Origin of the sequence: Dysgonomonas massiliensis (genome assembly GCF_900240225.1) — a bacterium.
In the GTDB taxonomy this organism is placed as follows: domain Bacteria; phylum Bacteroidota; class Bacteroidia; order Bacteroidales; family Dysgonomonadaceae; genus Dysgonomonas; species Dysgonomonas massiliensis.
The window spans coordinates 91,766-109,753 of the sequence record NZ_OEPV01000006.1; the positions used below are offsets into that span (position 1 = coordinate 91,766).

The following is a 17,988-nucleotide window of genomic DNA, read 5'->3' on the forward strand; positions in this document are numbered from 1 at the left end:
ATCTTTATCTACTGTTCTTTTATTCGTTGAACATATTATCAATTTTTACTTGAGGGTTCTGACCATCGTCCTCCATGTCAAGTGATTTGTCGCAAGGACTGATTCCCGGTACTGTTTCGAATTCATCGAATTTAGAGTAGCCCGTTTTCCCATCAGCATATAGTTTCTTGAAGAATAACGCATTGATAGGTAATGCCATTGCAGCTCCTTGTCCTTCACTCATGCGGTCGAAATGGATACTCATATCTTCACCTCCTACCCAACAAGCAGTTGAAAGGCGTGGCGAGAAAGCCATAAACCAACCATCAGAGTTGTTTTGGCTGGTACCAGTCTTACCACCCATTTGTCCTTCAACACCATATCGGCGCATACGGCCGCCAGTTCCTCCATCGATTACAGAACGAAGCATATCAATCATTTTGACATATGTTCTTTCGCTGAACACTTCGTGAAGTTGAGGCGAGAATGTTGCAATTATATTCCCATGTGTATCTTCAATTTGAGTTACGTACATAGGTGTCGCTCGAATACCTTTATTAGCAAAGGCTGTATAAGCCGAAGCCATTTCTCCAACCGATACGTCATGTGGGCCAAGACACATTGACACAACGGGATCAATTTTACCCGTAATACCGAAAGAGTAGAGTAGGCGGGCAAAAGTATATGGAGATGTTCTTCCCATCAAGTAAGCTGTAACCCAGTTGTCCGAATTTTGCAGCCCCCATTTGATAGAGACCATTTCGCCGATTAATTTTCTATTTGCATTTCTTGGAGTCCAAGGTTTTCCGGTTTCGGTTATCAATGTTTGTTCTACGTGTAGCATCTGGTCGCAAGGTGTAGCACCTTCTTCCATAGCCAGTGTATATAGGAATGGCTTGATAATCGAACCGATTTGACGGCGCCCTTTATTGACCATGTCGTATTGGAAGTACTTGAAATCGATACCTCCTACGTAAGCTTTCACATGTCCGGTATATGTGTCTACTGCCGTAAAACCCGATCTTAAGAACTGCATATGATAACGGATCGAGTCCATCGGAGTCATAGTTGTATCGATTTCGCCTTTCCATGAGAATACTTTCATCTCGGCAGGTGTTTTGAACGATTTTTTAATCTCGTCTTCGCTTGCTCCTGCATTTTTTAGGTTGCGGTATCTGTCGGTTTGCTTCATGGCGCGCTCAAGAATCTCATTTGCACGATTGCGTTGCGAGTATGCAAACGGAGCATAGCTACGTCCTTTCTTCTCTTTGTCGAAAGCCGGTTGAACAGTATTACCCATATGTTCTCTCATACTTTCTTCAGCATATTGCTGGATGCGAGAATCTATGGTTGTATATATCTTAAGTCCATCAGTCGATAAGTTATAATTATCTCCGTTCGGCTTTTTGTTTTTGTTACACCATCCGTAAAGAGGGTTTGTTTCCCAGTTTACCGAGTCAGAATAATATTGGTGTTCTTGCCAACCTCTGTAATTATTACGATCCGGTTTTTTTGCATTCATTATCATGCGTAAGTACTCGCGCATGTATGGAGCTAACCCGTCTTTGTGATCAGCACGACGGAAATCGGTCGTCATGTCTAATTTCTTTAACGAATCACATTCTTGTGTTGTAATGAAATTATACTTTTCCATCTGTTCAAGAACGGTATTGCGTCTTAGCTTTGTACGTTCGTAAGCTTTTTTGCGTACTGGGTTGTAGTAAGATGGGTTTTTACACATACCTACTAAAGTCGCCGATTCTTCGATTGTTAATTCTTGAGGCTTTTTGTTGAAATATACCTGAGCAGCTGATTGTATTCCGACTGCATTATTCAAAAAGTCGAATTGACTCAGGTACAAATTGATGATTTCGTCCTTTGTGTAGTAACGTTCCAGCTGTACAGCAATTACCCATTCGATCGGTTTTTTTAGGGCGCGATCAAGTAGCCCTTCAGATGGTGGCGAGTATAGTAACTTAGCCAACTGTTGACTTATGGTACTACCACCTCCTCCGCTCGGATTAAGCGTTAAGATAGTTTTTCCTATAACACGGCCTAGAGCTTTAGCATCTACTCCCGAGTGTTTGTAGTAGCGAACGTCTTCAGTAGCTACCAATGCATCAATCAGATGCTGAGGTAGATCACTGTAATCCGAGTATATGCGATTGTTTTTGGCTTGCGAATATGTCCCTAGTAATTCTCCGTCAGACGAGTATACTTGTGATGCGTATTTGTCTATCGGATTTTCCAGCTCTTTGATGTCTGGCATGTAACCAATAGCCCCATTGGCAATGAGAATGAAAAGTAATATCGTAGAAACTAATCCAGCGATAAATACAACCCACATAAACTTTACTATCTTTTTGATAGAAAAGCGAGATTCTTTATTTTTCTTCACAGATGATTTTTCTTTCTTTGATGTATTTTTATCCATATCGATAATTAATCTAGGTTTGTGCTGTTATTTTTTTCTTTTGTACTTGTAGGCACACTCCTCTGAAATTTCTGCAAATTTACTCAAAACGTTTCAAATATATTTCTAAAAATGCTTAAACTTATATATAAGAGAGTTAGGGATATAGAAAAGGAACTTCCCTTATAGAGAGAAGTTCCTCGTAAATATATAGTTGTGTGTATTATTCTCCGTCGCCTACTTTGATTAATTCTACCTCGAATATCAGATTCGAGAAAGGTTTGATCGGGCCTTGATCCCGTGTTCCATAAGCCAAATCGTAAGGTATATACAATACCCATTTCGATCCTTCGGGCATAAGCATCAGAGCTTCGTTCCAGCCTTTGATGAGTTGGCCAACATTGAAGCTGATTGGCTCGCCACGATCTACCGAGCTGTCAAATACAGTTCCGTCAAGCAATGTTCCATGATAGTGAACTGTTACTTGTTCGCCGTTTTGAGGAATAACACCTTCGCCCTTTTTCAGAACCTTATACTGCAATCCGCTAGGAAGTGTTATTACTCCCGGCTTGCTTTTATTTTCAGTCATGAATTTTTCACCTTCGGCAATCGTTTCTGCATATTGTTCTTTCAATGCAGCTTCTTCTGCTTTTGCTTTATTTTCTCTGGATTTCGTGATAAGATTGTCGATCAGCTGTGAAGGCTCATTGATAAGCGTGTTTTCGCCTTTGAAAGCTGCTAGAAATCCAGCTTTGAATTTATCGAGATTGACAGCTTCTCCTTCTTTCAGAGTTTCGGATGCAAAACGCTGTGCAATTTCTTTCAGCTGTCCGGCAATGCTTAGCCCTGTTTCGTAGGCTTTGTCTTTCGAATCGTTTAGGCCTTTGCTTATACCATCCAAGAATCTTGCAGTATTTGCTGAGTTTGCAGTATTAGTCGAGTCTAATTTAGATGCCAGCTCTTTGCGTAATGATTCTTGCTTCTTAAGATCACTTTCGTTTTCTATTTTCAGATTGAATTCTCTGCTGATAGCTGCTGTGTCTGTTAACACTTCTAGCTGAGTGAGATATTGAGGAAGTCCTTGAGTAAGACTCGCACCGAAAGCATATGAGATCGAGTCGTTTTGGCTTTGAATAGAAACTGGCTCAGCAGTTTTTTCTGTTAGTTTCGATTCTTTCTTCTTGCTTTTCTTTTGAGCTGATAGCGAACAAGGTACCAGAACACCCGTTGCTAATATTAATAATGCTATTTTTTTCATCAATTTATTCAGATAAAGTTAATTTCTTTTGTTTCAGATGGCAGCAAAGATATAAATTTTGACTTGTAATTAACATATGACTAATCAAACTTATTCTAAATAGATATAAAAACATGGATTGATTTGATTATCTTTGCAGTCGATTTTGTCAGTGCCGTGCAGATTAACGGGTTACGGTCAGCGCAAAGTTTTAATATAAAACGTTATATATTTTTAATGAAGACATTTGAAGAATTAGGGGTTGCAGCGGATATCCGTCGTGCAATCGAAGAAATGGGTTATGAGTCGCCCATGCCGGTACAAGAAGAAGTGATTCCTTATTTGCTGGCCGAAACAAAAGACGTAATCGCATTGGCGCAGACCGGGACTGGGAAAACTGCAGCGTTTGGACTTCCTGTATTACAGAAGATAAATACAAATGAAAATGTGCCTCAGGCATTGATTCTGTGTCCAACACGCGAACTTTGCTTGCAAATAGCAGGTGATTTGGCTGACTACTCGAAGTATATCAACAATTTACGCGTATTGCCGGTTTATGGTGGATCTAGTATAGATAGCCAGATTAAAGCGTTGAAACGCGGTGTGCAAATTGTTGTGGCTACACCAGGTCGTTTGATTGACTTGATGAACCGTAAGACTGTTGCATTGGATAATGTGCGTTACGTTGTTCTGGATGAAGCTGACGAAATGTTGAATATGGGCTTTACTGAAAGTATCGATGATATTTTGTCTAGAGTTCCATCAACACGCACAATGTTGCTGTTCTCGGCTACGATGCCGAAGGAAATTGCGAAAATTACTCGCAAATACATGGACGATCCGAAAGAAATTACTATCGGTCGTAAAAATGAAGGATCAAACAATGTGAAACATGTGTATTACATGGTTCATGCAAGAGATAAATATTTAGCTCTAAAACGTTTGGCTGACTATTATCCGAATATCTACGGAATTGTATTCTGTCGTACTCGTAAAGAGACACAGGAAATAGCTGATAAGTTAATTCAAGATGGTTATAATGCTGATTCATTACACGGAGACTTGTCTCAAGCTCAACGTGATAGTGTGATGCAAAAATTCAGAGTTCATAACCTTCAGTTACTGATTGCAACTGATGTTGCTGCTCGTGGATTGGATGTGGATAGCTTGACACATGTAATCAACTATGGTTTGCCTGATGATATAGAATCATATACACACCGTAGTGGTCGTACTGGTCGTGCCGGAAAAACCGGTATTTCATTATCGATTATCCATGTTAAGGAAAAAGGTAAAGTACGCGAGATCGAAAAAATAATCAACAAGAAATTCGAAATTGGCGAAATGCCGTCGGGTGATGCGATTTGCGAAAAACAACTATTTAACTTTGTTGACAGAGTAGAAAAAGTAAAAGTAAACGAAGAAGAAATCGAAAAGTTCCTTCCTGCAGTTTATCGCAAATTAGACTGGTTACAAAAAGAAGATATCATCAAACGTGTAGTATCTCTAGAGTTTAACAGAATTCTAGATTACTATCGTGATGCTGAAGAAATTGAAACTCCAACAGCATCGAGAGGCGGAGATCGTGACGATCAATCATATCCTCGTCGTAGAGATCGCGACAGTCGTGGCGGTTCTCGTCAAGCTGAAAAAGGATTTACTCGTTTGTTCATCAATATAGGTCGTACAGATAATGTTAATCCTGCCACATTGATGGGCTTAGTTAACGATTACGTTCCTGGTAAAGTGTCAATCGGTCGTATCGATATTATGCAAAACTTCTCGTTCTTCGAAGTGGCAGAACGTGATGCTACGAAAGTAGTTAAAGGAATGCATCGCCAAGAAGGTAACAACGGCCGTAAGATAGCAATTGAAGTTGCAACCGGAGATGGTAGCGGTACTGGAAATTCGGGGTCGAGCAGAGGCGGAGGCCGTGGCGGATTCAGAGGTGGAAGCGATAGAGGTAACGATCGTTCGGGTGGCGAACGTAGAGAACGCAGAGACAGTAAAGGAGGAGATAAAGGCGGTTTTTCGAAAGGAAAATCAAGCAGTCACAGAAAAGGAAGTAAGCCTAGATTTTAAAATATCATATAGCTGCTAAATAATTTGAAGCCCTTGAACGTTAGGTTCAAGGGCTTTTTCTATCTTAGAGGTCTCTTAGAATTAAACCTTTCCTCCGAGAAAGTGTCAAATTTTAAACATCAAAATAAAGACCTATGAAAAAAATGTTTCTTGTATTAATTTCATCTGCTATATTAACCTCTTGTTCAGTTCTCAATGCTCCGGATTCGAGCAAGCTAGTACCGCAGATTACGTTGGGTATGAGTAAAGAAGAAGCTATCGGTATAATGGGTGAAAGAAACTTTATTCTCGAATCGATGTCGAATGTTCCTGAAGGGCTGCTGGAGGTTATCCATTTCAACTATACATATTCGCCGGATTATCTTTTTTATTTTATCGATGGGCGTTTAGTAGAATTACATAGATATATTCCACCAGTAATAAATCAACCGGTAGAACAAAATGTATCGGCAGTGGTAAAATCCAGAGAAAGGACTATTCATGATGATATTCTAGAAGGGGTAGTTGGAGATGCGATTATAAACAGTGATAGCGGTGGTAAGAAGAAAGTGAGAAAGGACATTTTTGGCGATACTATAATCGAAGATTCGAACGGCAATAAGACTACTGTGAAAAAAGATATCTTTGGCGATACAATTATAAAAGATGATAAAGGAAATAAGAAAACTGTCAAGAGAGATATTTTCGGAAATACTATAATCGAAGATTCAGACGGTAATAAGACTACTGTGAAAAAAGACATCTTTGGGAATACGATTATAGAGGATAGTAAAGGGAATAAGAAAACTGTCAAGAAAGATATCTTCGGAGATTATACTATTGAGTAGTAGAGTTCTTATTACTAAATATTTCAGAAAGCTTTATCTATACTATTTTATGGATGAGGCTTTTTTCTTTAGATTAAATTATAAACGAAGAAACAATGAAAAGTTGTATACAAGTGTCACTTTTTATAAATGAAATTAAGATTTTGAATGTAAAAACCCTGTTTAGAAATATGTCAAATTGTAAAGGAACATCTTTCAATTTTCTTATCTTTGTTATATTGAGTACTAACTTAAAATAAATATAAAAATGGCAAAAGACATACTAAGTTTAGCGCCTGCAAAGGTTTGGGAGTATTTTTATGAGCTTACGCAGATTCCTCGTCCAACCGGACATATGGAACAAGTGACAAAATTCGTATTCGATTTTGGTAAATCGTTAGGATTAGATACTAAGATGGATGAGGTGGGTAACGTATTGATCACAAAGCCTGCTACTCCGGGTATGGAAAATCTATCTACGGTTATCCTACAGTCGCATGTTGATATGGTTCCTCAGAAAAATGCTGATAAAGTGCATGATTTCTTGAAAGATCCTATCGATGCGCATATTGATGGAAAGGTAGTTAGAGCTAACAATACAACTTTGGGTGCTGATAATGGTTTGGGTGCTGCAGCTATGATGGCTGTTTTGGCTGACAAAACTCTAAAGCATGGTAAACTTGAAGCTCTTTTCACAATAGATGAAGAAGTAGGTATGATCGGAGCTTTCGGTTTGAAACCGGGATTCCTTACTGGTTCAATTCTGTTGAATCTTGATACCGAAGAAATCGGAGACTTGTGTGTTGGTTGTGCTGGTGGAGCAGATGTTAACGTTGACTGGCAATACAAGGATGTAGAAGTTCCTGAAGGGGATGTAGCTTATAGATTGAGTGTAACTGGATTGAAAGGTGGTCACTCTGGTACAGAAATCCACGTGGGGCGTGCAAATGCGAATAAACTGTTGTTCCGTTTCTTGAAAGAAGCAGTTGCCGATTGTGAAGTACGTCTTTCTTGGGTTGATGGAGGTTCGTTACGTAATGCTATCCCTCGCGAAGCGTTTGCTATTGTAACTCTTCCGGAGGAAGATGTTGAAGACTTCTTGGATTTGGTTTCTGAGTTTGAAGAAATATATCGTGAAGAATATAAAGCAGCTGATCCGAATATTTCATTCAAGGCCGAGAAAACTGAATTGCCTAAAACATTGATTCCAGAGGAAATTCAAGATAGCTTGATCCATGCTGTAGTTGGTTGTCAGAATGGAGTAATCAGTGTATTGTCTGACTCTATTTTTGCAGGAACAATCGAAACTTCAACAAATCTAGCATCGGTTAAGTCGAAAGAAGGTATTATAGAAGCGAAAATGTTGACTCGCAGTTCTTCCGAAACTAAAAAGGCTGAGATCTGTTCTAGTCTGGATAGTATCTTTTCTCTGGCAGGAGCTCGTGTTTCTATCGAAAATCCTTATCCGGGATGGCAACCTAATGCTCAATCAGATACATTGAATATGATGCGTGATCTGTATAAAGAAATGTTTAATGAAGAAGCTCGTGTTTCGGTAGTACATGCAGGTTTGGAATGTGGTATCATATTGGCAAGCACACCAGGATTGGATATCGTTTCGTTTGGACCTACAATTTTGAATGCGCACTCACCGGGTGAATATATCGAAATAGATACAGTAGAGCCATTCTATGATTATTTGATAAAGACTTTGGAAAGAATCAAATAATCTTTACGCTATAATATTAAGCAAAAAAAAGACATTGCATTTGCAATGTCTTTTTCTATATTTTATCTATACTTAAGAAACTCTTAGCGAGCGTCCTACTCTTAGTATATATTTGGAATTTATGTTGTTCAAACGACATAGATTGCTTACTGTAGTTCCATACCTTCTGGCAATAGTAGATAATGTATCGCCGCTTTTTATACGGTGAAAACTCGATTGTCCTGCTTTGACAGTTCCTTTTGCTGCATAGTTCAAATATTTTGAGCCACGGTAGTTGAATGTTGCAGGTGTTATAGTATATGTGTCTCTGTGGCAGACTTGGTTCTCGAAATCTATGATTTCGCGAGGGTCAATGTGCTTGCCAAGATAGCGTAGTTCGAAGTGCAGATGCGATCCGAATGAGCGACCAGTATTGCCTCCAAGACCGATTGGTTGTCCTGATTTTACAACATCATCAACATTTACTAAGAATTTTGAAAGATGGCCGTATACAGTTTCAAGTCCATTTGGGTGGCGGATAACTAAGTAATATCCATATCCGCGTCTTTCGTATTGACGAACTCGTATTTTTCCATCGAATGCAGCATAGATCGTATCACCGGTTTGTACTTTTAGGTCCATCCCATAATGCATTCTGCGACGACGCATTCCAAATTGAGAAGTGACATGTCCGGTCGTTGGCATTGTGAATCCGCTAAGATCTACTTTAAATGTATCTGGAGCTTGTTTAATAATATCGTTGTATGCAGCAACTCTGTTGTTAACCCATAATCCGCCATAAAGATCTTCAGCCGGAATTTCAGTTTCGCTCAGGATGCGTTGTTCTTGGACTTCCTTTAGGATTGAGAGATCTCTTTTTATTTTGATCCCGTCAGCATATAAATTCTGATTGTTGGTAATAAGGCTGCTATGTCGTTGACGATAGTTGAATGATATGCGATTCTCAGAATTTTCTTTCTGATTGTCGTCAGCCTTACTTATATTTTCTTGGCCGAAAGCGGCACTCGTCGAAGCCAAATAGAATACAGGGATGATAAGGAATTTAGCTATACTTAGTTTTCTTAGATTCATTACTTTAAATTTCATCGTCAGAATATAAATTTGCTGCTGTAGATAGTTTATAGTTATAAATTTCTTTTTCATCAAAAAAGCGTTTCAGTTCAGCTTTTGCTGATTTGGCGCTGTCTGATGCGTGAATAATATTTTCTTGCATACTTACTGAAAAATCTCCGCGAATAGTACCTGGTAGAGCTTCTCTGCCATTAGTGTATCCGGTAAGGTTACGTACAACTCTTACGGCTTCTTTTCCTTCCCAACACATAATTACAACCGGACATACCATCATAGATGCTTTAACATCGCCAAAAAATGGTTTGTCTTTAAGGTGAGCATAGTGTGCACTTAGTATTTTATCATCCAGTTGAACCATCTTCATTGCTGCCAGTTGTAACCCTTTTTGTTCGAATCTGCTTATGACTCTACCAATCAGGCCTCTTTGTATGCATGATGGTTTTAGAATGATCAGTGTGCGCTCCATGCTATTGTGATTTTGTAATTATAATAATAAGTATTGTTATCAAGAAAACTTAACATGCAAATATAAGACATTTCTTATGATATAGTCTTCTATAGAAACCTTAAATAACCTTTTTTATTGTATCAAAATCCTATGTTTAAAAACACATTGTTTTGATTTGTAGAGTGAATCGTTCATATTTTGAGTCGTTTGAAAAGTGTTGTAGATAATGCTGATAGAGTTTTGCTTAGTTAAAGAAAGAAAAATCCAATGCTGTCAAGAATAATCCACTAATTCAGGATTTTTTGAAGGAGACTGCTTTCTCAAGCAACACACCTCTAAGCTAGACATAAAGTTGAAAGACAAGTTTTTTGAATTGTAGAGTTATGGTTGAAATAACAACCTCTTCTATCAAGACATTGGATTTATGCTTTGTTGTATTATATTGTTATCCTTTTGTAAATGATTTGATTGCTGATGACAGTTCTTATATTGTTTGGTTGTATTTTAGTTATGTTTTTAGCTCTGTTTGTAGCGTTGTTATGACGCAAAGATAAATATTAAATTAGCATAAACAATATTTTTTCAAATTGTTTACTCCTTTTATCCTGAATATTTAATTTATTTGGTCCTTTTTGAGTATCACAAAAATGTTTTTGTCATTAATATATAGTAGTGGAATAGATTGGTTGCTCTCAATATTAGCAATTGATTTTTTCAGTTTTCCATTCGATATCTTAGTAAGAAGTATTTCCGTATCCTCGATGTGATCTATTGGACTAGCTTGGCTATTCTTTATTGTTGATAGATCGATGCTTTTGTTCGATATAATAGATGATACTTTGTTGATGAAATGCTCGTTATGGCGTTTTTGATCCTTTGAGAAAACAAGATAAGTGTGACTATTCTCTATTGCTAGAATTCCGCTAAGGCAGACCTTAAAAGCATTTTTGTCGTTAAGTTTTGATTTGAATAGATATTTCTTTAATCCTTTAAACCAGATCGTGCCTAGTAGGAATATTATGATATATGGGATAGAGTATACTGAAATCAGTAAATCTGCTTTAAGGCAATAGATAAGTCCTACTATACCTGTGAAAAGTATTAATATTGGAGGAATAATAAGTGGTGTTTTCCACCACGATGTCATGCGTAGGTATTTGCCTTTGAAAGTATTGTCGTTTTCTAGTTTTAAGCAATCTGTTGGTTTCATATTTTCTATTTTATACTTGCAAAGATACATAGATGAGTGTGAAAATGTTCTTAAAATTTAACAAAAGGTGTTTTGTTAATAGAAGTATATCTAGAAATTTATTTTGAAAATACATGTTTAATTGGAATAAAAATTATATATTAGTGATATCGTTATAATATCAAAATATTTGCATATGGAAACAAAAGAGAAAAATTTTGCAGGTTTTAAAATGTCCGGATTTGCTGCTATAGGTCTTGCTGTTTTAATTGTAGTTTGCTTGTTGCTGGTAGGTTATGTTGTGTTTAAGGATGAGGCTCTCACGGTGGTTGGGGTGCTACTGTCTTTGGCTCTAATACCTGCTGTGATTTCAGGATTGGTGATGGTTGAGCCAAACGAGACGCGCGTATTGGTGTTTTTTGGTAAATATAAAGGAACACTTTCTGATAATGGCTTCTTTTGGGTAAATCCATTTTTATCTAAAAGACGAATTCCCGTTCGGGCTCGTAACTTAGATATTGATCCCGTGAAAGTAAACGATAAGGTTGGTAATCCGATTATGATTGGTGCTGTTCTTGTATGGCGAGTAAAAGATACTTATAAGGTCACGTTCGATATCGATTCTCTAAAAGGGAATGAAATGCTAGCAGCCTCAAGCTTTGTGATGATACAAAGTGATGCAGCCTTGCGTCAGGTAGCAGGTATGTATGCTTACGATAATAACAATAATGATAAAGATGCAATTACATTGCGTTCTGATGGCGATGAAGTTAGTCAACGTTTGGAAGACGAGTTGAATAGCAGATTGGCCATTGCTGGTATTGAAGTGATTGAAGCTCGAATAAATTATTTGGCCTATGCATCCGAAATAGCTAGTGTTATGTTGCGTCGTCAGCAGGCCGATGCCATTATTGCAGCTCGCGAAAAAATTGTAGAAGGAGCTGTGAGTATGGTACAATTGGCTCTGGAAAAATTAGAAAAAGATAAAGTAGTTGAACTGGATGAAGAGCGCAAAGCTGCAATGGTTAGTAATCTTTTAGTTGTGCTATGTGCCGACGAATCGGCTCAGCCCGTAGTTAATACCGGAACATTGCATCATTAAATTGTATAGAAAGTGGCAAAGAAAGAAAATGAATCTACTGTTAAGAGCTTTGTTCTGCGAATGGATAAGGATATGATGGATGCGATTGAAAAGTGGGCTGCGGACGAGTTTCGCAGCACCAATGGTCAGATTCAATATCTATTGAACGAAGCGTTGCGAAAGGCAGGAAGAATCAAGAAGAACAAACATAAAAATGATATTGAATAATATTCTTTAAGTTGAAATGACAGATTTCTCACTGAAAAAAACACTACATTTGTAATGTTTGGAGAAGTAAAGTAACGAGGCGAAAGATGAACTCAGAGAAAGTAAAAGGAGCAAAAGACCATAATATAGAGGGAAAAGTAAGGTATTCGACAGCAAAACGTCTGTTGCTAGGAGCTAGGGCTGTGCTTTCTGACGAAGAATACAAAAATCTGAGGTACATTCTAAAAAGATCATTTCGCGAGCATATCTATAATTATGATAAGAAGTATTATATCTCATTTACTTCGATAGTTAAAAGTGCTATTATTGGAATTGAAGAACTCGGATTGAAAGGTTCGTCTGTTTTAGCTCAATTTTTATACATCCCAACCAAATCAGGTGGAGTCTCTTTGTCAGAGGTCAAAGAAATGTTTGGCTCTGATGTCGCAAAGATTGTGTCAGGTCTGATCAAGATCGGTGAATTGGAAGCCAATCAATCGGCGTTAGCATCCGAAAACTTTATCAATCTGCTATTATCAATGGCCGAGGATATTCGTGTGATACTTATCGCTTTGGCTGGACGTTTATTTTTGATGCGCCATATCGAGCTATGCACAGAGCACGAAGCGAAGCGATTGACTGTGGAGGTCTCATATCTTTATGCTCCATTAGCGCATAAGTTGGGCTTGTATAACATTAAAACCGAGTTTGAAGACTTGTATCTGAAATATAGCGACCCTGAAGCCTATCATTTCGTAGAGCACAAACTATCGGAAAGTAAAGATGCCCGTGATCTGTTTATTAAAGAATTTATTCAGCCTATAGATCAACGTTTACGCGATTTAGGCTTAAAATATGAAATAAAAGGACGTGTCAAATCTATTTCTTCGATCAACAACAAACTGAAGAAGCAAAAGATTGATTTCGAATATATATATGATATTTTCGCGATAAGAATTATTCTAGATTCTGATTTGGATCGTGAGAAGGCAGACTGCTGGCAGGTTTACTCTGTAGTGACAGATCTTTATATACCAAATCCTAAGAGATTGAAAGATTGGCTTTCTATACCGAAAAGCAACGGTTATGAATCCTTGCATACAACGGTTATGGGTAAAAACTCGAGATGGTTCGAGGTGCAAATCCGAACACGAAGGATGGACGAGATTGCCGAAAAAGGTTTCGCAGCTCACTGGAAATATAAAGGAATAAAGAGTAACGAGAAACGTGTCGACGAATGGCTTGCAAATCTGCGTGAAATTCTAGAGAATAAATCGATGGATACTACCGAGAAGTTGAAAGACTTCAAGTTGGATATCTACGAAGATGAAATATATGTCTTTACTCCGAAAGGTGATCTTTATAAATTGCCAAAGGGAGCAACAGTGTTGGACTTTGCTTTTGCAATCCACTCACGTATAGGATCTACTTGCGTTTCGGGAAAAGTAAATGGGCGAAATGTACCCATACGGCATAAATTGAACAGCGGTGATCAGATTGAAATTAACACATCGCCCAATCAGTCACCTAAGCGAGACTGGCTGAATATAGTAGTTACGACTAAAGCTCGTAACCGAATTCGTCAGCAGCTGAAAGAGGAGACCAACAAGCAGATAGAAATCGCCAAAGAACAGCTGGCACGCCGTTTCAAGAATCGTAAAATTGAGATATCTGAAGCAGTATTGATGCGTTTGATTCGTAAACTCGGATTCAAGACGGTGACAGACTTCTACATCAAGATTGCTGATGAATCGTTGGATGTCAATAGTGTAATTGAGCAATACAACGATCTGGAACGCAAAGAAGCAGAGCAACATGAAAAGCATGAGGCAACAAGTGCTGAAAATTATGTTGTTTATACTCCTGATGAGGTAAAAGAAGGTGTGCGTCAGAATGATGAATTGGTTATCGATCAGAATATGACCGGTATCGATTATCGTATGGCTAAATGTTGTAATCCAATTTATGGCGACGAAATATTCGGATTTGTATCGACACAAGGAATAAAGATTCATAGAACAAGTTGTCCGAATGCGCAAGATTTATTCGAGCGTTTTGGTTACCGTATCGTACCGGCCAAATGGTCAGGAACTCCACGCTCAGATTATGCTATTACTCTTCGTATTATCGGAAACGACGATATTGGCATTGTTAATAACCTGACATCAATCATCTCGAAGGAAAAAGGAGTTTCGATGCGTTCGATAAGTATCGATTCTAATGATGGTCTATTTCAAGGTAATATAACAGTAATGCTTACCGATACCGGTACGTTGAATATGTTGGTCAAAAAAATAAAAACAATAAAGGGTATAAAGCAGGTTACCCGCCTTAATTAATACTATTAATATTAACCGCAAAGATTGGTATGTCTAAAATTTCGCAGATCGCAAATCAGCTAAAAGCTTCTACAAAGCAGTTAGCTATAAATAAACTTGAGTTGGAGGAAGCTCTGAGTGTATTAATAAGTGATGTTTTATTCCCGGTCTGTTGTGGCGAATCTACTGTTGCGAATGGATTGTTTTTCTTTCGTGAAACGATGATCCGTAATATGGAAAGCTTATTAGGTCGTGAAGTAGCTGAAATGCAAATCGATTCTTTTATAGACAAATTACCTGCATTACAAGAGCAATTGTATCGCGAAGCCGAAGTTTTCAACCGAAATGATCCTGCAGCCAAATCGATAGAGGAAGTTATAATTACTTATCCGGGTTTCTATGCTTTGACTGTTTATCGCATTTCGCATGAATTTTATATGATGCAGACGCCTATTGTTCCTCGTCTATTCTCGGAATATGCCCATTCTAGGGTTGGAATAGATATTAATCCCGGGGCACAGATAGGAGACTCTTTCTATATCGATCATGGTACCGGTATTGTAATTGGCGAAACTACCATTATCGGGAATAATGTAGCCATCTACCAAGGGGTTACTATAGGGGCGCTATTTGTGACAAAAGAGATGAGCGATCAGAAGCGTCATCCTACCATTGAGGATAATGTTATTATTTATGCAAACGCGACTATTCTTGGAGGTAAAACCGTTATCGGGCATGATTCTATTATAGGTGGTAATGCTTGGGTGACCGAGTCTATTGCACCTCATTCACTAGTACAGCAAAAAGCTCAGGTTACGATTCGAAGTACACTGACAGAAAGGAAATAGCATTTTCTTGTATCTTATTCTTAGATTTTTATCTATATGATAAAGGTCTTTGAAACTGTGGGTGTTTTGTGATAAGCAAAAAGAGGCAATCGTAAAACCAATAAAAACTGTGCACAAGTGTTACTTTTTAACAATTAGTACTACATTGGATCTACATCGAAATGTATGAGCAATGATTTGAACTCAGGTATTGTAAATATTGCTTGCTGATGATGTTTGATTGCAGCTCTGACATCGGATATAGAAGCCTGATGTTCTATTTTCATTACAATCTTACGAATATACAATGTTTGTATACGGGCAATAGGAGGTTTACTTGGCCCTAGGATACGTTCGCCAAACGTAGTGCGTAGCGAATCGGCGAAACGTTTGGATGCTTGCTCAACAATATTTTCATGTTTTCCGCGGATTATAACTTCGATCAATCGAAAGAAAGGAGGATATCTGAATAGTTGCCGTTCGGCAAGTTGCATTTCGTAGAAAGATTCATAATCGTTCTTTACGGCTGCTTGAATGATTGGATTTCCCGGATGTGATGTCTGTAAAGCAACCAAGCCACGTTTGTTTTTTCGTCCGGCACGACCGCTGACTTGCATAATCATCTGAAAAGCACGTTCGTAAGCTCTGAAATCGGGATAGTTGAGCATGTTGTCTGCATTCAGAATGCCAACGATACTAACATTGTCGAAATCCAATCCTTTGGATACCATTTGAGTGCCAATCAGTACACTTGCTTTGTTTGTTGCAAAATCGGTGATGATACGTTCGTATGCACGTTTACCGCGAGTGGTATCTAAGTCCATACGTAGTGTTTTGATCTGAGGAAACTGATTTTCAACTTCTTCTTCAATACGCTCCGTTCCGTAACCGATATTGCTGAGAGTAGGAGTCTCGCATTCAGCGCATACACTCGGTACAGAATATGCTGCTCCACAATAATGACAAACCAACACGTTTTGTCCTTTGTGATAAGTAAGACTTACATCGCAGTGCTGACAATGAGGAGTCCATGAACAGGTTGTGCATTCGACCATTGAGGAAAATCCACGTCTGTTTTGGAAAAGGATTATTTGTTCTTTTCGCGCTAGTGCCTGATCCATATCTTGAATGAGAGGGGGCGAAAGAATAGATTTCATCTTTTTGGTACGGCGTAGCTCTTTTACATTTACTACTTGTATTTCGGGTAATGGAATGTTGTCGAAACGTTTTGTCAGGCGAACCAATCCATATCTGCCTTGCAGGGCATTGTAGTATGTTTCGATTGCGGGTGTGGCCGTTCCTAGTAAGGTTTTAGCTTTGTACATTGCTGACAGTACCATCGAAAGATTTCGAGCATTGTATCTGGGTGAAGGATCTTGTTGTTTGTAAGAACTTTCGTGTTCTTCGTCAACTATCACTAGTCCAAGATCGGTGAATGGTAAGAATATGGCAGATCGAGCACCTAAGACAACTTTAACTTCTTTGTTGTTCAGAAGCTTAGACCAGACTTCGGCGCGCTCATTTTCGTTGAAGCGTGAATGGTAAACAGCTAATTGATTTCCGAATATCGCTTTCAGACGTTCGGTAATCTGTGTTGTAAGTGCAATTTCGGGCAGAAGATAAAGTACTTGTTTGCCCTGAGCAATATAGTCTTGTATCAGGCGGATGTATACTTCGGTTTTTCCACTAGATGTGACACCAAATAAAAGGGTAACATCTTTCTGCGTGAATGAATCGACAATATCTTCATAAGCCTTTTGTTGATGTCCATTCAGTTGGTGAGCTGCGTCCAGATGTGCTGTACCATAGTCAATACGATTGACTTCATGGTCATAAATAGTCAGGATTCCTTTCTTTGCTAGAGAGTCTAAAACTCCGCTGGTTACTTCTGCTTTTTCGAGGAGCGTTTTTTTGAATACGAAGTCTTTGTCCGACTTTAAGTCAAGAAATGTAAGTAGTAAATGCTCTTGTTTCTTTACTTTCTTGAGCGAATCAATTATTTCGATCAGCTCTGCATCGGTAAATTCTTTGGAGAACTTCACAGCAGACTGAGTTTTGGCTGAATAATCGCGATTAACATCTTCGCTGATGATGGCTGCTCCCTTATCCACTAGCGATTTCACATTCGAGATAACAGAGCGTAACGAGGCTTTCTTTTCTATCTCACTTATGCGCATTGCCTTGCTGTCGGAAAGAGCATAGAATGTCTTAGTCTCGTTGGACGTAAGTTGAGCTTCACCTTCGAATTCGGGATTTCGAAGAACGAAAGTTTCGCTTTCCAGTTTCAGTGCAGAAGGTAATGCAGCCTTATACACGTCGCCTAGAGAGCATATGTAATAGGATGCAATCCATTGCCAGAAATTGAGCTGTTTCTGTGTTACGGTTGGATAGTCATCAAGCAAAAAACTTAATTCCTTGATACCCTCTTTGGGTTGGGAATCGTATATGCGGAAAACGATGGCCGTATAAAGCTTTTTCGATCCGAATTGTACTATTACACGGCTGCCGACCTTTATATCCGATTGCATATCTTCGGGCACAAAGTATGTATATACCTCGTGTAGAGGTAAAGGCAATATAACGTCGGCGTATGTCATTCCG

General features: G+C 38.5%; 13 protein-coding genes. 7 read left to right on the plus strand and 6 right to left on the minus strand.

Annotated features, from left to right (window positions below; genetic code table 11):
• Positions 1-19: 19 nt before the first annotated feature.
• A complete protein-coding gene (locus C1A06_RS07400) occupies positions 20-2,326 on the minus strand; it encodes a transglycosylase domain-containing protein (RefSeq protein ID WP_245872028.1) in 2,307 nt (768 codons plus the stop codon).
• Positions 2,327-2,615: 289 nt separating this feature from the next.
• A complete protein-coding gene (bamJ, locus tag C1A06_RS07405; RefSeq protein WP_101689610.1) occupies positions 2,616-3,650 on the minus strand; it encodes a BamJ family beta-barrel-assembly machinery protein in 1,035 nt (344 codons plus the stop codon).
• Between the two features lie 216 nt (positions 3,651-3,866).
• On the opposite strand from bamJ, the gene C1A06_RS07410 reads away from it, so the two are divergent.
• From C1A06_RS07410 to C1A06_RS07420, 3 genes are all read left to right on the plus strand, one after another.
• Entirely contained in the window at positions 3,867-5,711 is a 1,845-nt protein-coding gene (locus tag C1A06_RS07410; RefSeq protein WP_101689611.1) for a DEAD/DEAH box helicase, read from the plus strand.
• Between the two features lie 134 nt (positions 5,712-5,845).
• A complete protein-coding gene (locus tag C1A06_RS07415) occupies positions 5,846-6,538 on the plus strand; it encodes a hypothetical protein (RefSeq protein WP_101689612.1) in 693 nt (230 codons plus the stop codon).
• A gap of 247 nt (positions 6,539-6,785) precedes the next feature.
• Complete coding sequence (locus tag C1A06_RS07420; RefSeq protein ID WP_101689613.1) at positions 6,786-8,246, plus strand: aminoacyl-histidine dipeptidase; 1,461 nt, start codon at positions 6,786-6,788, stop codon at positions 8,244-8,246.
• A 72-nt stretch (positions 8,247-8,318) separates the two neighbouring features.
• Here the strand turns inward: C1A06_RS07420 and C1A06_RS15295 are convergent, their stop codons facing one another.
• From C1A06_RS15295 to C1A06_RS07435, 3 genes are all read right to left on the minus strand, one after another.
• Positions 8,319-9,332 (minus strand): peptidoglycan DD-metalloendopeptidase family protein, encoded by a 1,014-nt coding sequence (locus C1A06_RS15295; protein ID WP_281253936.1) that lies wholly within the window; start codon positions 9,330-9,332, stop codon positions 8,319-8,321.
• On the minus strand, positions 9,322-9,783 hold the full coding sequence (gene ndk, locus C1A06_RS07430) for a nucleoside-diphosphate kinase (RefSeq protein WP_101689614.1): 462 nt from the start codon (positions 9,781-9,783) through the stop codon (positions 9,322-9,324). Before ndk ends, C1A06_RS15295 begins: the two co-directional genes overlap by 11 nt.
• A 595-nt stretch (positions 9,784-10,378) precedes the next feature.
• On the minus strand, positions 10,379-10,975 hold the full coding sequence (locus C1A06_RS07435) for a hypothetical protein (RefSeq protein WP_145996362.1): 597 nt from the start codon (positions 10,973-10,975) through the stop codon (positions 10,379-10,381).
• Positions 10,976-11,150: 175 nt separating this feature from the next.
• On the opposite strand from C1A06_RS07435, the gene C1A06_RS07440 reads away from it, so the two are divergent.
• The 4 genes from C1A06_RS07440 (at position 11,151) to epsC (ending at position 15,408) form a co-directional block, all read left to right on the plus strand.
• The gene (locus C1A06_RS07440; protein ID WP_101689616.1) at positions 11,151-12,056 is read left to right on the plus strand and encodes an SPFH domain-containing protein; all 906 of its coding nucleotides are present in this window, start codon (positions 11,151-11,153) and stop codon (positions 12,054-12,056) included.
• Between the two features lie 12 nt (positions 12,057-12,068).
• The gene (locus tag C1A06_RS07445; protein ID WP_101689617.1) at positions 12,069-12,263 is read left to right on the plus strand and encodes a type II toxin-antitoxin system antitoxin; all 195 of its coding nucleotides are present in this window, start codon (positions 12,069-12,071) and stop codon (positions 12,261-12,263) included.
• Positions 12,264-12,349: 86 nt separating this feature from the next.
• Complete coding sequence (locus C1A06_RS07450; protein WP_101689618.1) at positions 12,350-14,581, plus strand: RelA/SpoT family protein; 2,232 nt, start codon at positions 12,350-12,352, stop codon at positions 14,579-14,581.
• A 29-nt stretch (positions 14,582-14,610) separates the two neighbouring features.
• Positions 14,611-15,408: a serine O-acetyltransferase EpsC gene (gene epsC / locus C1A06_RS07455; protein WP_101689619.1), complete on the plus strand. Its 798-nt coding sequence runs from the start codon at positions 14,611-14,613 to the stop codon at positions 15,406-15,408.
• 140 nt (positions 15,409-15,548) lie between these two features.
• Here the strand turns inward: epsC and priA are convergent, their stop codons facing one another.
• Positions 15,549-17,984, minus strand: a complete 2,436-nt coding sequence (gene priA / locus C1A06_RS07460) for a replication restart helicase PriA (RefSeq protein WP_101689620.1) — start codon at positions 17,982-17,984, stop codon at positions 15,549-15,551.
• Between the last annotated feature and the right edge of the window lie 4 nt (positions 17,985-17,988).